14 protein-coding genes are annotated in these 16,612 nt (G+C 66.1%); 7 read left to right on the plus strand and 7 right to left on the minus strand.

The annotated features are described in order from the left end of the window. Positions 1-2: 2 nt before the first annotated feature. On the plus strand, positions 3-1,037 hold the full coding sequence (locus ACQP2D_RS01940) for an aspartate-semialdehyde dehydrogenase (protein WP_433682020.1): 1,035 nt from the start codon (positions 3-5) through the stop codon (positions 1,035-1,037). Between the two features lie 69 nt (positions 1,038-1,106). Here the strand turns inward: ACQP2D_RS01940 and ACQP2D_RS01945 are convergent, their stop codons facing one another. After that, the gene (locus ACQP2D_RS01945) at positions 1,107-1,811 is read right to left on the minus strand and encodes a class I SAM-dependent methyltransferase (protein ID WP_433682021.1); all 705 of its coding nucleotides are present in this window, start codon (positions 1,809-1,811) and stop codon (positions 1,107-1,109) included. Between the two features lie 232 nt (positions 1,812-2,043). Further along, positions 2,044-2,610: a TetR/AcrR family transcriptional regulator gene (locus tag ACQP2D_RS01950; protein WP_433682022.1), complete on the minus strand. Its 567-nt coding sequence runs from the start codon at positions 2,608-2,610 to the stop codon at positions 2,044-2,046. Between the two features lie 171 nt (positions 2,611-2,781). Between ACQP2D_RS01950 and ACQP2D_RS01955 the strand changes: the two genes are divergently transcribed. Together ACQP2D_RS01955 and ACQP2D_RS01960 are read left to right on the plus strand one after the other, a co-directional pair. Continuing rightward, positions 2,782-3,201 (plus strand): nuclear transport factor 2 family protein, encoded by a 420-nt coding sequence (locus tag ACQP2D_RS01955; RefSeq protein ID WP_433682023.1) that lies wholly within the window; start codon positions 2,782-2,784, stop codon positions 3,199-3,201. Between the two features lie 401 nt (positions 3,202-3,602). After that, complete coding sequence (locus tag ACQP2D_RS01960) at positions 3,603-4,517, plus strand: aminotransferase class IV (RefSeq protein WP_433682024.1); 915 nt, start codon at positions 3,603-3,605, stop codon at positions 4,515-4,517. Between the two features lie 1,116 nt (positions 4,518-5,633). Here ACQP2D_RS01960 and ACQP2D_RS01965 read toward each other — a convergent pair. Next, positions 5,634-6,263, minus strand: coding sequence for a TetR/AcrR family transcriptional regulator (locus ACQP2D_RS01965; RefSeq protein WP_433682025.1), 630 nt, complete (start codon positions 6,261-6,263; stop codon positions 5,634-5,636). A 77-nt stretch (positions 6,264-6,340) separates the two neighbouring features. Here ACQP2D_RS01965 and ACQP2D_RS01970 point away from each other — a divergent pair, with 77 nt between their 5' ends. Beyond that, positions 6,341-7,231, plus strand: coding sequence for an oxygenase MpaB family protein (locus ACQP2D_RS01970; protein WP_433682026.1), 891 nt, complete (start codon positions 6,341-6,343; stop codon positions 7,229-7,231). Positions 7,232-7,471: 240 nt separating this feature from the next. Here the strand turns inward: ACQP2D_RS01970 and ACQP2D_RS01975 are convergent, their stop codons facing one another. From ACQP2D_RS01975 to ACQP2D_RS01985, 3 genes are all read right to left on the minus strand, one after another. Beyond that, complete coding sequence (locus ACQP2D_RS01975; protein WP_433682027.1) at positions 7,472-8,821, minus strand: serine hydrolase domain-containing protein; 1,350 nt, start codon at positions 8,819-8,821, stop codon at positions 7,472-7,474. A 433-nt stretch (positions 8,822-9,254) separates the two neighbouring features. Next, positions 9,255-10,499: an APC family permease gene (locus ACQP2D_RS01980; protein WP_433682028.1), complete on the minus strand. Its 1,245-nt coding sequence runs from the start codon at positions 10,497-10,499 to the stop codon at positions 9,255-9,257. A gap of 576 nt (positions 10,500-11,075) precedes the next feature. Beyond that, positions 11,076-11,348 carry a hypothetical protein gene (locus ACQP2D_RS01985; RefSeq protein ID WP_433682029.1) on the minus strand — a complete coding sequence of 91 codons (273 nt, stop codon included), beginning with the start codon at positions 11,346-11,348 and terminating at the stop codon, positions 11,076-11,078. Positions 11,349-11,990: 642 nt separating this feature from the next. Between ACQP2D_RS01985 and ACQP2D_RS01990 the strand changes: the two genes are divergently transcribed. Genes ACQP2D_RS01990 through ACQP2D_RS02000 form a run of 3 tightly spaced genes read left to right on the plus strand, consistent with a single transcriptional unit; the run spans position 11,991 to position 14,596 of the window. Beyond that, entirely contained in the window at positions 11,991-12,644 is a 654-nt protein-coding gene (locus ACQP2D_RS01990) for a tetratricopeptide repeat protein (protein WP_433682030.1), read from the plus strand. Positions 12,645-12,699: 55 nt separating this feature from the next. Then, the gene (locus ACQP2D_RS01995; protein ID WP_433682031.1) at positions 12,700-13,125 is read left to right on the plus strand and encodes a Fur family transcriptional regulator; all 426 of its coding nucleotides are present in this window, start codon (positions 12,700-12,702) and stop codon (positions 13,123-13,125) included. 10 nt (positions 13,126-13,135) lie between these two features. Further along, entirely contained in the window at positions 13,136-14,596 is a 1,461-nt protein-coding gene (locus ACQP2D_RS02000) for a catalase (RefSeq protein WP_433682032.1), read from the plus strand. Positions 14,597-15,338: 742 nt separating this feature from the next. On the opposite strand, the gene ACQP2D_RS02005 is transcribed toward ACQP2D_RS02000, so the two are convergent. Then, positions 15,339-16,577 carry an FAD-dependent monooxygenase gene (locus ACQP2D_RS02005; RefSeq protein WP_433682033.1) on the minus strand — a complete coding sequence of 413 codons (1,239 nt, stop codon included), beginning with the start codon at positions 16,575-16,577 and terminating at the stop codon, positions 15,339-15,341. Positions 16,578-16,612 lie beyond the last annotated feature (35 nt).

The raw sequence follows: 16,612 nt of genomic DNA on the forward strand, positions 1-16,612 counted from the left end.
CCATGGGCGTACGGGTAGGAGTCGTCGGCGCGACCGGACAGGTCGGCGCCGTCATGCGAAAACTGCTGGAGGAGCGCAACTTCCCGGCCGATGAGGTGCGTTTCTTCGCCTCGGCCCGCTCGGCGGGTAAGACCCTGCCGTGGCGCGGCGGCGAGATCGTGGTCGAGGACACCGAGACCGCCGATCCCGCCGGCCTGGACATCGCGCTGTTCTCCGCGGGCGCCACCATGTCCCGGGTGCAGGCCCCGCGTTTCGCGGCGGCCGGTGTCACCGTGATCGATAACTCGTCGGCTTGGCGCAAAGATCCCGAGGTTCCGCTGGTCGTCAGCGAGGTGAATCCGGAGCAGACCCGCAGTCTGGTCAAGGGCATCATCGCCAACCCGAACTGCACCACCATGGCCGCGATGCCGGTGCTCAAGCCGCTGCACGATGTGGCCGGACTGCAGCGCCTGGTTATTTCGAGCTACCAGGCGGTCTCCGGCAGCGGCCTGGCCGGTGTCGAGGAGCTGTCCTCGCAGGTGCGCGCCGTGGTCGACGATGCCGAAAAGCTGGTGCACGACGGCAGTGCGGTGCAGTTCCCGGCCCCGAACAAGTACGTCGCGCCGATCGCCTTCGACGTGATCCCGCTCGCCGGTTCGCTGGTCGACGACGGTTCCTTCGAAACCGACGAAGACCAGAAGCTGCGCAATGAGAGCCGCAAGATCCTCGGCCTGCCCGACCTGCTGGTCAGCGGCACCTGCGTGCGCGTCCCGGTCTTCACCGGCCACTCGCTGTCGGTGAATGCCGAATTCGCCGAACCGATTTCGGTCGAGCGCGCCAAGGAAATCCTCGCCAAGGCCCCCGGCGTTCAGCTCACCGACGTGCCCACCCCCTTGGCCGCTGCAGGCAAGGACGACTCGCTCGTCGGCCGTATCCGCCGGGACCCGGGCGTCCCCGATGGCCGCGGCCTCGCGCTGTTCATCTCCGGCGACAACCTCCGTAAGGGTGCCGCCCTGAACACCATTCAAATCGCCGAAGTTCTGTTGGCCCAGCGCTGACCTCTGACCGAACCGGCCGTTCCGATCGCGAGATCCGAGCGGCCCTTTCGGCATTCGGCGCGCCGAAGATCACAACGCGTCGCGTCCTGTGCCGTACTCAGCGGGGTCGATGAGGCTCGCAGTGCGGGATTGTGTTGGCAGGGTTTGGGTGATTCGCCACAGGCGGCGGGGCAATTCGCCTTCCTCGAAGGAGTGGATCTGGACCAGGTTCCATCCTTCGGCGACCTGGTCGACCAGGGCTCGGGTGAAGAAGTGGACGGCGAATCCACCATGTTCGTAGATGTCGTCGCCGTATGCGATGCCGCTGCCGTAATGGGCGTCGCCGATGTGGCGGACAGTGTAGATGAAGGTTCCTCCCGGTCGCAGGACTCGGCGGATTTCGGCGGTCAGCGCGAGGATGTCGTCGGTCGACAGGTTCATGCACAGCAGCATGTGGGCGAACACGCCGTCGAATGTGTTGTCGGGCAAGAGGATCGGTTCGCGCGCATCGTGTTCCACCGCCTGCACCCGGTTGGTGACGCCGATGGCTTCGGCAGCGGCCTGGAGTTGGGTCAACCCGACCGTGCTGAAATCGGTAGCGGTGACCCGGAACCCGGATCGGGCCAGGTAGAGCGCATCGCGCCCGTGCCCGGCACCCAGTTCGAGAACATCGCGCACCCCGGCGGCGCGGAACACGCCGCTGGCGTAGACGGCGGCTTCGGAGGGCTGCTCGCCGTACATGCTGGGATGGGACCGGTAGGTCTGTTCCCAATGTTGATGCTGGTCGCTGCCCATGCCCGACATACTCCACCACGCGAGGCCGATCGGTCGGCATCTCGCTGCCGGAGCCGACCCGGTTTCAATAGCGGGCGTCCCCAGCCGGGCCGCGACGACCTCGCGGGAGCGAAGGGGTTTCGTTGTGAGCAGTGATCTGTCCGATGCCAACTGTTCAAGTCCAGTCGCAGCGGCACCACGGCGGACTGCGCGGAGGTTGCACATCTTTGGTTGGACGCGGGTGTCGGCCCGGTTAGCGGGGGCGCATTCCGTCGAAGACGATGGCGAAGGTGCGGTGGCGTTGTTCCTTGCTGGCGCCGGTCTCGTGGGCGGCCAGGAAGGCGCCTTTCAAAAGGCGCATCAGGTCGTTGATGTCCATATCGGTTCGTACGGCACCGGATTGTTGTGCGCGGGTGAGTAATTCGCCGATGGCGGCGTTCAGGTCGCGGACCGGGGCGAGGTAGCCCGGGGAGTCGTGGCCGCCGACGGCGTCGGCGAGGTCGCGTTTGACGCCGCCTTCGGTGACCATGCTGTCGAGGAATTCGAAGAAGGCGCGGCCGGGATCCGGGGCGGTGGCCAGGTCGCGGGTGTGGGTGATCATGCGCTCGACGCGATCCACGATCGCGGCCTGGAAAAGGGCTTCCTTGGTGGGGAAGTGGCGATAGACGGTGCCCGCGCCGACGCCCGCGCGGCGGGCGATTTCGTCCAGCGGCACCGAAATGCCTTCCTCGGCGAATGCCGCCTGCGCCGCGGCGAGCACGCGGTCGCGATTTCGGCGCGCGTCGGCGCGCAGTGGGCGCGGTTCCTCGCGATCGGTCACAGCCGCACCTCGCTGGCGCTCGATTTCGCCGCGACCGGCGGCGTGGTGTCGTGGGTTCTCTTGCTGCGCCCGGTCACGAGGGACGAGTTTACCGAAACCATTGACAAGCGGGGCAGTCGTTCCGGATCATAAACGGGGTCAACGTTCCGCTTAACTGAAGAAGGTGTATTCATGGTCGAGACTTCGGTGGAAAGCCCGCGTGAGCTGGTCGAACGGATGTTCCGCGAGCTGCCTGCCCGCGATGCCGACGCATTCGCCGAGTTGCTGGCACCGGATGCGGTATTCGAGATCCCCTTCGTCATCCCCGGAATGCCGAACCGGCTGGTCGGTCGCGAGGAGATTCGGGCGCATCTGGCGCAGCGCTGGTCCGGAACCTCGGCGATCGAGGTGCACGGGATCTATCCGCAGGTGTACGAAACCGCTGATCCCGAGGTGGTTTTCGTGGAGAACGAGGTCGATATGACGATGCCCGGTGCCGAGCGGGCGCGGGTTCGTACCTCCGTCAATGTGATTCGGGTGCGCGACGGCAAGGTCACGCTGTTCCGCGACTACATGGATACCGCGCGCTTCGCCCGACTCGTGGAGAACTGACGAGCGCCCCGGGCGATCCGAAATGCCGCTGTCTCGCGTCCTGGGCGGGAGGTCGAACTGTTCTGTGATCGCATGGATGCGGCGCGTTTCGCCCGACTCGTGCAGGGCTGACGAGCGCCCCGGGCGATCCGAAATGCCGCTGTCTCGCGTCCTGGGCGGGAGGTCGAACTGTTCTGTGATCGCATGGATGCGGCGCGTTTCGCCCGACTCGTGCAGGGCTGACGAGCGCCCCGGGCGATCCGAAATGCCGCTGTCTCGCGTCCCGGGCGGGGAGGTCGAACTGTTCTGTGACTTCATAGATGCGGCGCGTCTCGCCCGACTCGTGGAGAACTGACCAGCATCGGGCGGTCGCTGCGGAAATACCGTCGCACCGCCCGGGTTCCGACTGCTAGCCTGCGCCGATGGCGAATCCTTATCCACAGGTGTACTTCGGGGACCGGATCGTTGACGCGCGGGCGGCGTCGGTCGCTGTCGCATCGTCGGCAGTGCTGTACGGCCTGAGCGTGTACACAGTGTTCCCGGTGCATGTGGATGGATCGGCGCGCACCGCATTTCGACTCGACGACCATTTCCGGCGACTCGAGGAATCCTGCAAGATCATCGGCATCGACCGGTTCGCGGCCGAATGGGACTTCACGAGATTCCGTACCGCGGTCATCGATCTGGTCGCCGCCAATGCGCCGACCGAGGATGTATTCGTCCGTGCGACAGTGCATGTCGTCGAATCGATTCCTGGCACCCGGGTTCGTGGGTGCGCGATCCAGGTCAGCATTTTCGTCTACGAGGCGGTGCCGATCGTGCCCCAGGACGGTATGCGTCTGAAATCCAGTCCGTGGCGGCGCATTCCGGACAATGCGATTCCATCGCGGGCGAAAGTCAATGGTGCGTACGTCAATTCGGTACTCGCCAAACAGGACGCGATCGACAGCGGTTACGACGACTGCATCTTCCTCGATGGCAACGGCCACGTCTGCGAACTCAGCGCCGCCAATATCTTCCTCGTCCGCAATGGCACTCTGATCACCCCGGATGTGTCCTGCGACATCCTCGACGGCATCAACCGCCGCACCATCCTCACCCTCGCCGCCGAAGACGGCATCCCAGTAGTCGAGCGCACCATCGACCTCACCGAGCTCTACATCGCCGACGAGGTCTTCGTCACCGGCACCTCATCCGGCACCTCCCCCGTCACCGAGGTAGACGGCCGCCTCATCGCCAACGGCCACCCCGGCCCCCTCACCCAAACCCTCCGCAAACGCCACACCGCCGCCCTCCACACCGACACCCACCACGCCTGGCTCACCCCCCTGAGCTGATCTCCCGCATAAGCAGTGACTACCTCGCACAAGCTCTCTACCGTGTGCGAGGTAGTCACTCGATGTGCGAGGTGGTCGTATCTCGGCGGTTCGGTCGTGGATGTGTGGCTGGCTATTGCAGCAGCCGGATGTGTGCAGGTCCGCCCCTGCGGGCGGGCGCAAACCGGGCACTTCACGCGCGTACAGTCGCGCGACCGGCAGCATCGGATCGGGCCGTCGGGCATCGGGATACCCTCGTTGATCCGGTGGAAAGGTCTCCCGCTCCTCGGCGGTCATTCCTCTGCCGCGGGTGGCGGTCAGGATCCTTCGCTCCAGCCTGGCGTCCGCCAGCGTCATAAACGTGTACCACTCCTCATGGAGGTCGTCGCAGTGCGGCCACGGCTCCGACGCCGGCCACAGCAGTGGCCCGCCGACCGAACTGTCCTGTGGCGAGGGGGTTCCGGGGCGAGGGTGCAGCCGGGTCGCGGTGCGCGCCAACAGCGCAGAGCAGGGAACACAGCCGTGACGTCGACCGGCCGCGGCGGAGTGATGCGAGTCATGCAACCTTCGAGGACGCAGGAATCTTCGACTTCGCGTGACGGCAGGCCCGTCACAGCCGGAGCTCCCAGGCTAGCCAAACCAACTACCCCCGCTACCCTTCCCGCAACTGGGGACCTCCGGGTCCAGCTGAAACCGCCTGGTTCCCCATACGAAGGACGTGTGCCGATCCTGCGTCACCCCGCCCCGCATACCGGTGGATGTTCGAGAACGCAGCCGGTCCGGCGCGCGTGCCGATCCTGCGTCAGCCCCGCTCCCGCATACCGAGTGCCTATCGCGCACAAGGTCTGCCGTGTGCGAAGTAGTCACGGAATGTGCGGGACGAAAAGCTGTGTGCGACAAGGGTGGCGCGGTGCTGTCGGGACAGTGGATGGTGGAGAATGCGGCCCGCCCGGCGTGCGTGCCGATCCTGGGGCAGCCCCGCTCCCGCATACCGAGTGCCTATCGCGCACAAGGTCTGCGGTGTGCGAAGTAGTCGCGGAGTGTGCGGGACGAAAACCCGTGTGCGACAACGGTGATTCGGCAGCAGGTCTCTACTGGTGTGTGGGGCGCAGCGTCCATGGTGGCGCGGGTGAATCCTCACAATCGCTCGAGGGCGGCGATGGTGCCGAGGAAGAGTTCGACATTGTCGTGTACGAATTTGTCGCGGGGGTAGGGGAGGGCCTGCTGGATCCAGGCGGTGACGGTGTCGCCGAACGCGCCGACCAGGAAGCGGGCGGTGAGGTCGATGGCGGGATCGTCGGGATCGCGATCGGGAACCAGGCGCGACAGGATCCCGCCGAAGGCGCGTGAGACGTCCTCCGAGCGCGCCAGTCGCCGCTCGGCCACGGCTGGATGGCCATATGCCTTGGTGGACAGGATCTTTCCCTTGGCCGGCGCGGCCAGGAAGAAATCGACCAGCGCTTCGACGACCGCGGTGACCGTTGCCCGGCGATCCGGCGCGGCACTCGCCGCCGCCTCGCCGACCGTGTTGGACAGCTGACGGAAGGCCAGTTCGAACGCGGCTCCGATCAGATCGTCGAGATCGGTGAAACTCTCGTAGACGAACCGGGTGGACAGTCCGGCCTCCTTGGCGACCGTTCGGATCGTCAGCCCGCCCGCACCCTCGGTTGCCATCACCTCGAATGCGGCCTCCAATAGCTGCTCACGGCGCGTCGCGCGACGTTGATCCGCCGAAATCCCGCCGTAGCTGCGCGCAGCCTGAACCATCCATCAATCTTGACACATTTGTTTCCTGAATCTAGCGTTTATTCGAGAGACAATTGATTCCCAATTGAGGAGTTGGTATGACCGGACTCACCGACGCGTCCGATCTGACCGCGGCGCACGCCGATCTACCCGGCCTGCACAAGGACTCGCTGACCGCCCGCCTCGCTGCGGACTGGCGGTTGATCATGCTCGCCCCGAGCGCGCTGTTATTGCAGGTCGCGCATCCGGTAATCGGCTCGGGCGTGGCCGAACACTCGATCTTCAAGACCGATCCGATCGGCCGCTTCGACCGGTCCTACTGGCCCACCCTCGCCCTGGCCTTCTACGGCGACGACACCGCCGCCTACGGCCGCGACATCCGGGCCATGCACAAGGGCATCGGCGGCGTCGACCACGCTGGTCGCCGCTATCACGCCTGGGAACCCGAGGCCTACTTCTTCGTCCTCGCCACCGCGCACTGGGCCACCGAAACCGTCGCTACCCGTTTCGGATCCGGTCTCACCGAAGCGCAGCGCGCCGACCTCTACGACGGCTGGCGGCACACCGCACTGCTGGCCGGACTCCCGCAACGCGCTGTTCCCAAAGACCTTTCGTCTTTCGAGACATGGTTCGACCAGGTCGTGCACGAACGCCTCGAACACCATCCGTCCGTCGACGATGTGCTGGAAACAATGTCGCGCCCACCGGTGACAGCGCCGATCCCGGCCTGGCTGTGGAAGCTGGTCATGTGGCGCATCGTCGGACCGCTCGCGGTCTGGGTGAACACCGGTGTGCTGCCGCCGTCGGTGCGCGCCCGACTCGGGCTCGAGTGGTCCGCGCGCGACGAGCGGTGGCTGCGCCGCTACGCCGCGATGATCCGCCTTGTCGACCGGGTAATGCCGCCGCCGCTGCGCACCATCACCCGCGTCGTCGCGCTGCGTCGAAAAGATCAGATCATGAACAATATTCGACGTGCCGCGGCAGCGTGAGAAGCGATCTCCGCGCGGTATGACCGCTGAAGCGCCGTCACCCGCACTGCGGTGAAAGGCGGGAGCATGAACAGCATTCGACGTCCGACGGCTGCGGGTTGTGATAAATGCGCGGAAATCGCTGTGCGTCAGCGGAATCCCTGAATCGCGCCACGTCCGAAGGCCGCTGTCGACGCATATGGACCTGCTTCGGCTGCGGACCATGCAAAGCGCGGCCCACGGCATCCCACTGCGGGTAACTCAGCGGATTCCCGGAGTGCGCGGATACGGACCGAGGCAGAACAGAATGACGCAGCCCGGCGCGGTATCCGCGAACGGCGGCGACAATGGATAGTTCAGGCAGCTGAAGACATTGCAGCCGGGATATGCGGCCGGTCCGACGCCGAAGACCGCGATCAGGATATTCGTATCCACGAATCGGTTCGGATCCAGGACCAGCGGCGGCTCCACATACGGACCCGGATCGGGCACCCGATGGTCCTGGAACGCCGCGAACAATAGGCGGAAGAATTCATACGGCAATTCCGCGGTGTCCTGCACGGTCCCCAAAATGCCCTCACTGCTGACATTTCCGAAGACGCCGGTCCACACCACCGTCAAATCCAGACTCGGCACGATGAAGACGTTCTGCATGCCGAGTCCGGCCATCGTGTACACATCGGTGGGCAGGAAGTCGGGGGTCTCCGCGCATCCTGGCCCGACCCAGAACAGATAGCCGTAGCACTTGTTCGTCGGCGACGGCTGGTGCGCCTTGCGCAGATACGTCTGGGAGACGAGTTGCTGTGTGCCCCAGCGTCCGTTATTGCTCACCAGCAGGCCGAGTTTGGCGAAATCGTTCGGGGGGATCAGCAGATGGGCGTATCCGTAGGTGTGCCCGGCGCGATCGCGCGCCCAGTAGTAGTCCCCGCGTTCGATGCCGAGCGGATCGAAAAGCTCACGCTGCGCGAACTGCTGCAACGGCTCACCGACGGCCAACTCGATGACATACGAGAGCAGATCGACATTGCGCTGGCTGTAGCTGAATACCGCACCCGGCGGATGGTCCAGCGGCACTCCGAGCGCCTGTACCGCACTATTCGGATCGACCGGAATCACCCCGGTGATGCCCTCGGTGAGCACGCCCACCTTCATCCCGGAGGTCTCGGTGAGCAGATTCTGCACGGTGATCGACCGATGCTGCTCATCGCCGAGCCCCGGCGGCAGATACTGGCCGATCGGCGCCTCGAGATCCAGTTTGCCCTGATCCCACGCAATTCCGGCGAGCAGCGAAACAATGCTCTTGGTGGCGCTCCAGATATTCCAGGCGACATTCCCGGTCTGCTCATTGGTCGGCCCCTCACCGACCAGGCAATTGTGCCGGAAGACCTGCACATTCAGCCGATTGCGCCCAGCCGCGAATGCCATTGCCTGCGCCACCAGCTCCGAATCCAACCCGACCTGCTCGGGCGCCGCCCGCTCGAACTCCCGCCCGGACGACACCCCGCACGTCACCTGAGAATCCGTCTCCGCCCGCGCCCCGCCCGCGAAAACACCCCCCGCCACCAGCGATATCGCCGCAATTCCGGCCAGGAATCCGTGGATGCGCCCCATGCATATGAGGCTATCGCGCCAACCCCTGCCACATCGCGCAACAGGCGGATGCGCTGGCGATTGCCTCCCGCCCCCACCGCATTCCCAACGCCCGCCTCCGACGGTCATACAGTGCGACCTCAGCTACTCCCACACCCGAGTGCCGCGAGATCGCGCGAGCCGAGCCGTGTCTCGGGGTGCCACCATCGCAGATGTCCGCTATGCCTGAGGGCACGGATGGTCCGAACGGCGATTCCTTTCGGCCGGCCTGGGTTCCCGCTGATGCTCCCTTTCGGCGGGCATACAGTGCGACATCGGCCGCTGCCCCAACCATGTGCCGTGAATGACGTGGGCCGAGTCGCGTCCTCGGGTGACACCATCGCCGAATTTCGTCACGTCGAGGGCACTGCCGGTCCGAATGACGGTGCCGGGAATTAGCTCCTCTCGCGGCGCTTCAGTCGCGTGCGCAACGACTGCGTGCGGCGTACCAACAGCTGCCTATGGCGAGGGTTGCGAGCCCGGACAGTACGGAGCCGATGGGTAGGGACAGCCCGACGACCACGCATCCGGCCGCACCGGCGATCGGTACCCAGCGTGCCGGACGATCCTCCGCCGCAGTCAATGTCGCGGCCGAGACATTGGCGATCAGGTAATACACGAGCACCGTGAACGATGAAAAGCCGATGGCCGCACGCAGATCGAAGGTTCCGGCCACTGCCGCAACCACCGCGCCGACCGCCAATTCCGCCCGATGCGGGACGCCGAAGCGGGGATGCACCGCGGCCAGCGCGCCCGGCAGATGACGGTCGCGCGCCATCGCGAGCACTGTGCGCGAGACCCCGAGAATCAGTGCGAGCAGCGATCCGGCGGCCGCGAGCACCGCGCCGATCCGGATAACCGGTGCCAGGCCCGGCACTCCGGCAGTCGAGACGACCCTGGCCAGCGGGTCGATCGCGTGCGCGAGACCCGCGGACCCGAGTACCGCCAGCGCCGCCACCGCAACCAGCGCGTATACCGCGAGTGCGAGCCCGAGCGCGACCATGATGGCGCGCGGAATCGTGCGCCTGGGGTCGCGCACCTCCTCGCCCAGGGTGGCGATGCGGGCATATCCCGCGAAGGCGAAGAACAGCAATCCCGCCGCCTGCAATACCCCGCGCGGCCCGATCCGGTCCGGCAGAGCCGTTGCGGCGGAATGGCTTCCGAACAGTCCCACCCCGACCACCACCGCGAGCACGGCCAGCACTGCCACGACGATTATCCGGGTGGCCAGCGCCGATTTCTGCACCCCGGTGTAGTTGATCGCGGTGATCGCGACCACCGCCGCGACCGCGACGACCCGCGAATGCTCCGGCCACGCGTATCCGCCGACCGTCAGCGCCATTGCCGCACACGAGGCGGTCTTGCCCGCGACGAACCCCCACCCGGCGAGATATCCCCAGAACGCACCCAAGCGCTCGCGGCCGTACACATAGGTGCCGCCGGACACGGGATACCGCGCCGCCAGCCGCGCCGAGGATGTCGCATTGCAATACGCCAGCAGCGCGGCAACCGCCAACGCGAGCAGCAGCCAACTGCCCGCCGCTGCCGCCGCGGGAGCGAGCGCCGCGAAGATGCCAGCGCCGACCATCGATCCGAGCCCGATGATCACCGAATCGGTGAGCCCGAGCCTGCGCTGGAGCGCATCGCCGTGCGTTGCCATGCCTGCATCATCGGCCACCGCACCGCGAACCACGAATCGGGCCGCCCAGGAAATGTGAAACGCCGCCAGGAACAGGGGTCACCTGGCGGCGCTGAGTCAACGGACGCCACGCCAGCGTCACGACTCCGGTGCCGACGTCCCACAAGCGCCTCTCGGCGAGTGGTCGCTCGAAGCGACAAATGGGGTGAGGCCCGGGGCTGTCCGGACGCCGACAGTGCTGATCAACCACCCACCGTCCCGACTTATTCCGCGTCATCGAATGTGAACTAGATCACAATAGATGAGCGGTGCAGGACCCGCGCTCGGCCGGATCAACCCGAGCGCGGATCCTGATTCGAATCCGACTGCGGTGCAATCGAATTCGCCAGCGTAGAACTCGCGAAACGCCTGCCGGTCGGTGAACTCCGCGGGCTTGCCGACCGGATCGGGCGCATTGTTCTCGATGGCGGCATTGTGTTCGACGACGGTGGCGCGCAGCCCGTCGGCGTTGATACCGGCCTTCGCCGCGACGGCGTCCGAGGTCGCACCGCAGTCCGCCGCGTCGCCTCGAACTGCCCGCGCTGAACCACCTGCTCGTTACGGTGTCGCCGCACCCAGCTGCACGTCCCCGGATCGCGGCGCCTCCCTCGGCGTGCAGAACATCTGGCAGGCGACGGGTGCGGTGCTGCTCGTCGGAACCCCCAGTGGCGCATCCTGTGCTGGCGTCACCGCGCCCACACCACTGCCCATGATGAACAGCAATACCGCTATCGCCACAGTGACCAGCACCGTGATCGCGTACCCCAGACGCAGGGCAATGCTTCCGCCGATCGGAATTCCGATGGCCAATGGACCGACCATGATGAACATCGCCGGTTCCCCCTTCCTTCGTGTCGACACCGAATGTCCGCGTCGAGTACTTCCATGGTGGCAATGCGATCCGGTGTGTCGCGATCCCAGCCGACCTGCGTATTTCTTCGGCCTCGAGTACCCCTTGACCTGCCGAAACAGCGCTGGTACCCAGGAAATATCGCAACGTCGCCCCGATTTTCCGGCGCAGGGGCCAGGTTCGCCTGCGGGCGGTGCGTCGGGAATTACCGCGCCGGGGGGAATTTCGCTCGGAGGTAATTGGCGATGCGAGATGGCAACGGATTCGGCGCGGACGATCGCCGCGCGCTGCGGGAACGACTGATCGCGCTCGGGCTGACCGATAAGCAGCTGCTCGAACCGATGGCGATCGAGTTGCGCCAGCGCGGCTGCCGCCCGCGCACGGCGTGGCGGCATGCCGATGACTTCACCCGATCATCTACGGAACCACCTGGGACCAGCTGGTCGATGCGGCCGATCTCGAATTCATGCCCGCCAGAGAACAACTCGAACTGTGCCAAGCCTGGGCCAAGCGTTCGAATGGTCGATCCGGAATCGCGGCCAGCGGCGAATTGCCCACCGAGGTCCCGTATTTCACCGGCCGCGACATTCCGAAGGACGAACTGCACGAACGCGTCGTCGGACATGTGCAGGGTCGGGTCTCATCGGTGGTGGTCGGACGCCCATCGGCGCTACGACCGCGCGCGCCAGGCCGCCCGCCATATCGGCGATCAGCGCGCCGAAGCGTACGCACTGCTGGAACTGGGGCGGATCGATCAGATCGGTGGCTTCTATGGTGCGGCCCGCACCGGATTCCGTTTGGCCCGCCGGATCGCGGTGGCGGTGGGTGATCCGCGGTGTCAGGCCGAGGCGCTGTGCGAACTCGGCCAAACCGCCTGGCTCATCGGCGATCACGGTGACGCCGAACGTTTTTACACCAAGGCGCTGCGGATGGCCTGCGATATCGACTATCCGCCCGCCGAATGCGATGCCCGCAATGGCCTGGGCCACGTCGAACGGCTGGCCTGCAATTACGCGGCCGCCACGGAGCATTTCACGAGGTCATGGGCCATTGCCATCGGTGTCGGCGACCGCGCCCGCGCGGCATCGGCGCTGTGGGGACATGCCGAAGTCGTCCGGCGGCTCGGCGATAACGGCACCGCCCGGCAGAACTACACCGACGCACTGCGCACCGCACGTCAGATCAACCACCCGAAGATCGAGGGCGATGCCCTGCGCGGCCTCGCCCATGTCGCCCGGCTGGCCGAGGACTGGGACAGCGCGCGCCGCTACTACTAATCTTTAGATGATCATTTTCTTGACTTATTCCAGAAAAGCGATAACCATCGGTTCCATGCACATCAACGCCACCGATCCGCAGGCACAGCTGCGCGCGGCCGGCCTGCGGGTCACGGCCGCGCGGGTCGCGGTGCTGAACGCGGTCGCGGCCCGACCGCATTCGGAGGCCGATCGAGTGGCCGCCGCCGTCCGGGAGAAATTGGGTGCGGTATCCACGCAGGCCGTCTACGACGTGCTTCGGGCCTGCGTACATGCCGGAATCCTGCGGCGCATCGAGCCAGCCGGTTCGCCCGCGCGCTACGAGACCCGGACCGGGGACAACCATCACCATCTGGTGTGCCGAAGCTGCGGCACGGTCGTGGACATCGACTGTGTCGTGGGCAGCGCCCCCTGTCTGGAACCCGAGGACGCCAACGGGTTCGTCATCGACGAGGCAGAGGTCGTCTTCTGGGGACTGTGCCCGAATTGCCGTACGAGCTGAGGAGGCTGCAATGACCAAACCGACAACCACGAATGCCGGAACGCCGGTCCAGAGCGATAACGAATCGCTCACCGCGGGCGCCCAGGGCCCGATCCTGCTGCACGACCACTACCTCATCGAGAAGTTGGCCCAGTTCAACCGGGAGCGGGTGCCGGAGCGCATCGTGCACGCCAAGGGCGCCGGCGCCTTCGGCGAGCTGCTGGTGACCAACGATGTCAGCCGCTATACCAAGGCCGAGCTGTTCCAGCCGGGTGCGCGGACCGAATCGCTGGTCCGGTTCTCCACCGTCGCCGGCGAGCAGGGCAGCCCGGACACCTGGCGTGATCCGCGCGGTTTCGCGGTGAAGTTCTACACCGAGGACGGCAACTACGACCTCGTCGGCAACAACACCCCGGTCTTCTTCATCAAGGATCCGATCAAATTCCCCGACTTCATCCGTTCGCAGAAGCGCCTGCCCGGCAGCGGACTCCGCGATAACAACATGCAGTGGGACTTCTGGACCCTGCGTCCGGAGACGGCCCACCAGGTGACCTGGCTGATGGGTGACCGCGGCATCCCGAAGACCTATCGGCACATGAACGGCTACGGCTCGCACACCTATCAGTGGATCAATGCCGACGGTGCGCGCTTCTGGGTGAAATACCACTTCAAGACCGATCAGGGCATCGACTACCTGACCCAGGCCGAGGCCGACCGCCTCGCCGGTGCCGACGGCGACTACCACCGCCGTGATCTGTACGAGGCCATCGAGCGCGGTGAGTTCCCGAGCTGGACGCTGTATGTGCAGGTCATGCCGGTCGCCGAGGCCGAGGGCTATCGCTTCAACCCGTTCGACCTGACCAAGGTGTGGTCGCATCGGGACTACCCGCTGATCGAGGTCGGCAAGTGGACGCTGAACCGCAATCCGGGCAATTACTTCGTCGATATCGAGCAGGCCGCCTTCGAACCCTCGAATGTCGTTCCCGGCATCGGCTTTTCGCCCGACAAGATGCTGCTCGGCCGGGTATTCGCCTACGCGGACGCGCACCGCTACCGCATCGGCACCAACTACGCGCAGCTGCCGCCGAACCGGGCCAGGGCCGCCGAGGTGAACTCCTACTCCAAGGAGGGCGCCATGCGCTACGACTACAACGCCGCGAATGTGCCCGTCTACGCACCGAATTCGTTCGGCGGCCCGCATGCCGACCCCGAGCAGGCACCCGATGGCGGCATCTGGGAGTTCGACCCGACCATCCTGCGCGCGGGCTACATCGAGCACGCCGAGGACGGCGACTTCACCCAGGCGGGCACCCTGGTGCGTGAGGTTCTCGACGACGACCAGCGGGATCGCCTGGTGGCCAATATCGTTGGGCACGTGCTCGGCGGCGTGCGCGAGCCCGTACTGTCCCGTGTCTTCGAGTACTGGAAGAACGTGGACCAGGATCTCGGCAAGCGCGTCGAGGAAGGTGTCCGCGCCGGACTCGAGGGCTGACGTGCCCGAGCCGCGGCAGCCGGTGCGCGGTCGCTGACGAGCGCTGGCGAAAATAGCTCCGCCCCTGACCCTTTCGGTCGGAGGCGGAGCTGTTTCGTTATATGGGGGCAGGATTCGACGGGCCCCGAGCTTCGGAACTACAACAGGCCCCACCAATAAAGCAGGCAGGCCAGCACCCAGACAACCAGGGTCTCCATCACCGCTCCAATCTCCTTGGTGCCCTCATTTCCCATCATCCGCCGATTCGTGCCGGCGTGCTGCAAACTTGTCGGGATCCCGCGTAAATAGCGCCTCTACCTGCGGTTTTTCATCTGCAAGGTCTTCTTAAGTGCCCAACAAGCCCGCGGCGGCATTGTTTGTGTCAACACCGGCGGTACCAAGCCACCACCGGGGGTGGGGAACCGGGCTCGACCTGTTCACGAGGGGTAACAGGTCGCGTCACGGGGGTAGCGCCAGCCGGGCCGGTCCACGAGGGGTGACCGGCCCGGCTGGAGCTTTATCGGGGGCAACCACTTCGGATGGCTCTTCCCGGAGCTGACCGGCGAGCCTGCGCTCGCCGCTGCCGAAGGTAACCATTCGGTGCACGCCCAGATCCCATCCACAGATATGGGCCGGGCCGGTTCACGAGGGGGGACCGGCCCGGCCGGGCGGTTCGGAGTCCGCCTCGGGTCCGCACAATGTCGCGGCAAACGCGAGGACCGGCACCGTGGCGCACGGTGCCGGTCCCCACGAAGCGCGGTGGTCAGCCGACGGTCTGAACCGAGTAATCGGGCAGGTCGTAGCTTTCGGTCTTGGTGAGCATCTTCATCATCAGCGGCTTCATGATCTTGGTGGTCATCAGCTTGCTGACGAACAGGCCGGCGCGGATGCCGAACTTGGACTGCGGCGTCATCGACCGCAGGCCGCCGGGCGGCAGTTCCTGGGCGGTGGCAACGAACGGGTGCAGCACCTCTTCGTAGCGGGCCAGCGCCTGCGCGGGATCGGTTGCGTGCGTGGCGATTTCACCGGCCAGCACGTAGGCGCCGACCAGCGCCATGGCGGTGCCCTGCCCGGTGAGCGGCGAACCGCAGTAGCCCGCGTCGCCCAGCAGCACCACCCGGCCCTCGGACCAGTTCGGGACGTCGATGCGGGCCAGTTCGTCGAAGTAGAAGTCATTGGCGTCGGCCATCGCGTCACAGACGGTGCTCGCGATCGTGCCGCCGGCGGCCAGCCGCTCGCGAATGAGCTGCTGCTGCGCCGCGACATCGCGGCGCAGTGCCGGATTCGCCGCATCGCGAATGACCACGAGCGCCTTGCAGGTGGCCGGATCGGCATCCGGGCGCAGTCCGACACCGGTCGCGCCGACCAGTGAGTTCATCGCGATCCAGTGCGGCTCCGCGTATTCGGGCGTGGGCAGCGTGAAGAAGGACATGTAGCCGCCGAGGTAGGTGGAGAACTGCTCCTCCGGCCCGAAGACCAGGCGCCGGGTCGCGGAATGCAGTCCGTCCGCACCGATGACGATGTCGAACCGCTCGGTGATGCCGGAGGCGAAGGTGACGTCCGCGCCCGCGTCGTCCTGGCTGATCTCGGTGACCCATTCGCCATAGCGGTAATCCACACCGCCCGCCTCGGCGAGCAGATCGAGCAGCACCTGGTTCAGATCGCCGCGGGTGATCTCGATCTCGGCGACCGCCCCCTTGCCCTCGAAGACCTCCGCGGGCATGCGCAGCAGCTCCTTGCCCTCACTGTTCACGAAGACCATGCCGCGTTCGTCCAGTTGGGACTTGCGGATTCCGGGCATCAGCCCCATCCGCTCCGCCACCTCGGCGCTCGGGCCGCGCAGATCGACAGCCTGCCCGCCCGGGCGCGGCTCGGCGGCACGCTCGACCACGGTCGCCCGGATCCCGGCCCGCAGCAGCTGCAGGGCAACGGCATTGCCGCCGATCCCGCCGCCGCACACGAGGATCCGAGGCTGGGTGGTGGCGGAGTGGTTGGTGCTCATGGTCTGTTCCTCACTGACTCGTTTGTCTTGCACAT

The sequence above is a fragment of the Nocardia sp. CA-119907 genome (assembly GCF_050955995.1).
GTDB lineage: Bacteria > Actinomycetota > Actinomycetes > Mycobacteriales > Mycobacteriaceae > Nocardia.

What these genes read in the sequence shown, in the direction of transcription:
- ACQP2D_RS01955 (WP_433682023.1), top strand. Translation starts at nt 2,782, where the DNA reads ATGGTCGAGACTTCGGTGGAAAGCCCGCGTGAGCTGGTCGAACGGATG.
- ACQP2D_RS02005 (WP_433682033.1), bottom strand. Translation starts at nt 16,577, where the DNA reads ATGAGCACCAACCACTCCGCCACCACCCAGCCTCGGATCCTCGTGTGC.
- ACQP2D_RS01965 (WP_433682025.1), bottom strand. Translation starts at nt 6,263, where the DNA reads ATGGTTCAGGCTGCGCGCAGCTACGGCGGGATTTCGGCGGATCAACGT.
- ACQP2D_RS01960 (WP_433682024.1), top strand. Translation starts at nt 3,603, where the DNA reads ATGGCGAATCCTTATCCACAGGTGTACTTCGGGGACCGGATCGTTGAC.
- ACQP2D_RS02000 (WP_433682032.1), top strand. Translation starts at nt 13,136, where the DNA reads ATGACCAAACCGACAACCACGAATGCCGGAACGCCGGTCCAGAGCGAT.
- ACQP2D_RS01970 (WP_433682026.1), top strand. Translation starts at nt 6,341, where the DNA reads ATGACCGGACTCACCGACGCGTCCGATCTGACCGCGGCGCACGCCGAT.
- ACQP2D_RS01995 (WP_433682031.1), top strand. Translation starts at nt 12,700, where the DNA reads ATGCACATCAACGCCACCGATCCGCAGGCACAGCTGCGCGCGGCCGGC.
- ACQP2D_RS01945 (WP_433682021.1), bottom strand. Translation starts at nt 1,811, where the DNA reads ATGGGCAGCGACCAGCATCAACATTGGGAACAGACCTACCGGTCCCAT.
- ACQP2D_RS01980 (WP_433682028.1), bottom strand. Translation starts at nt 10,499, where the DNA reads ATGGCAACGCACGGCGATGCGCTCCAGCGCAGGCTCGGGCTCACCGAT.
- ACQP2D_RS01985 (WP_433682029.1), bottom strand. Translation starts at nt 11,348, where the DNA reads ATGTTCATCATGGTCGGTCCATTGGCCATCGGAATTCCGATCGGCGGA.
- ACQP2D_RS01975 (WP_433682027.1), bottom strand. Translation starts at nt 8,821, where the DNA reads ATGGGGCGCATCCACGGATTCCTGGCCGGAATTGCGGCGATATCGCTG.
- ACQP2D_RS01940 (WP_433682020.1), top strand. Translation starts at nt 3, where the DNA reads ATGGGCGTACGGGTAGGAGTCGTCGGCGCGACCGGACAGGTCGGCGCC.
- ACQP2D_RS01990 (WP_433682030.1), top strand. Translation starts at nt 11,991, where the DNA reads ATGTGCAGGGTCGGGTCTCATCGGTGGTGGTCGGACGCCCATCGGCGC.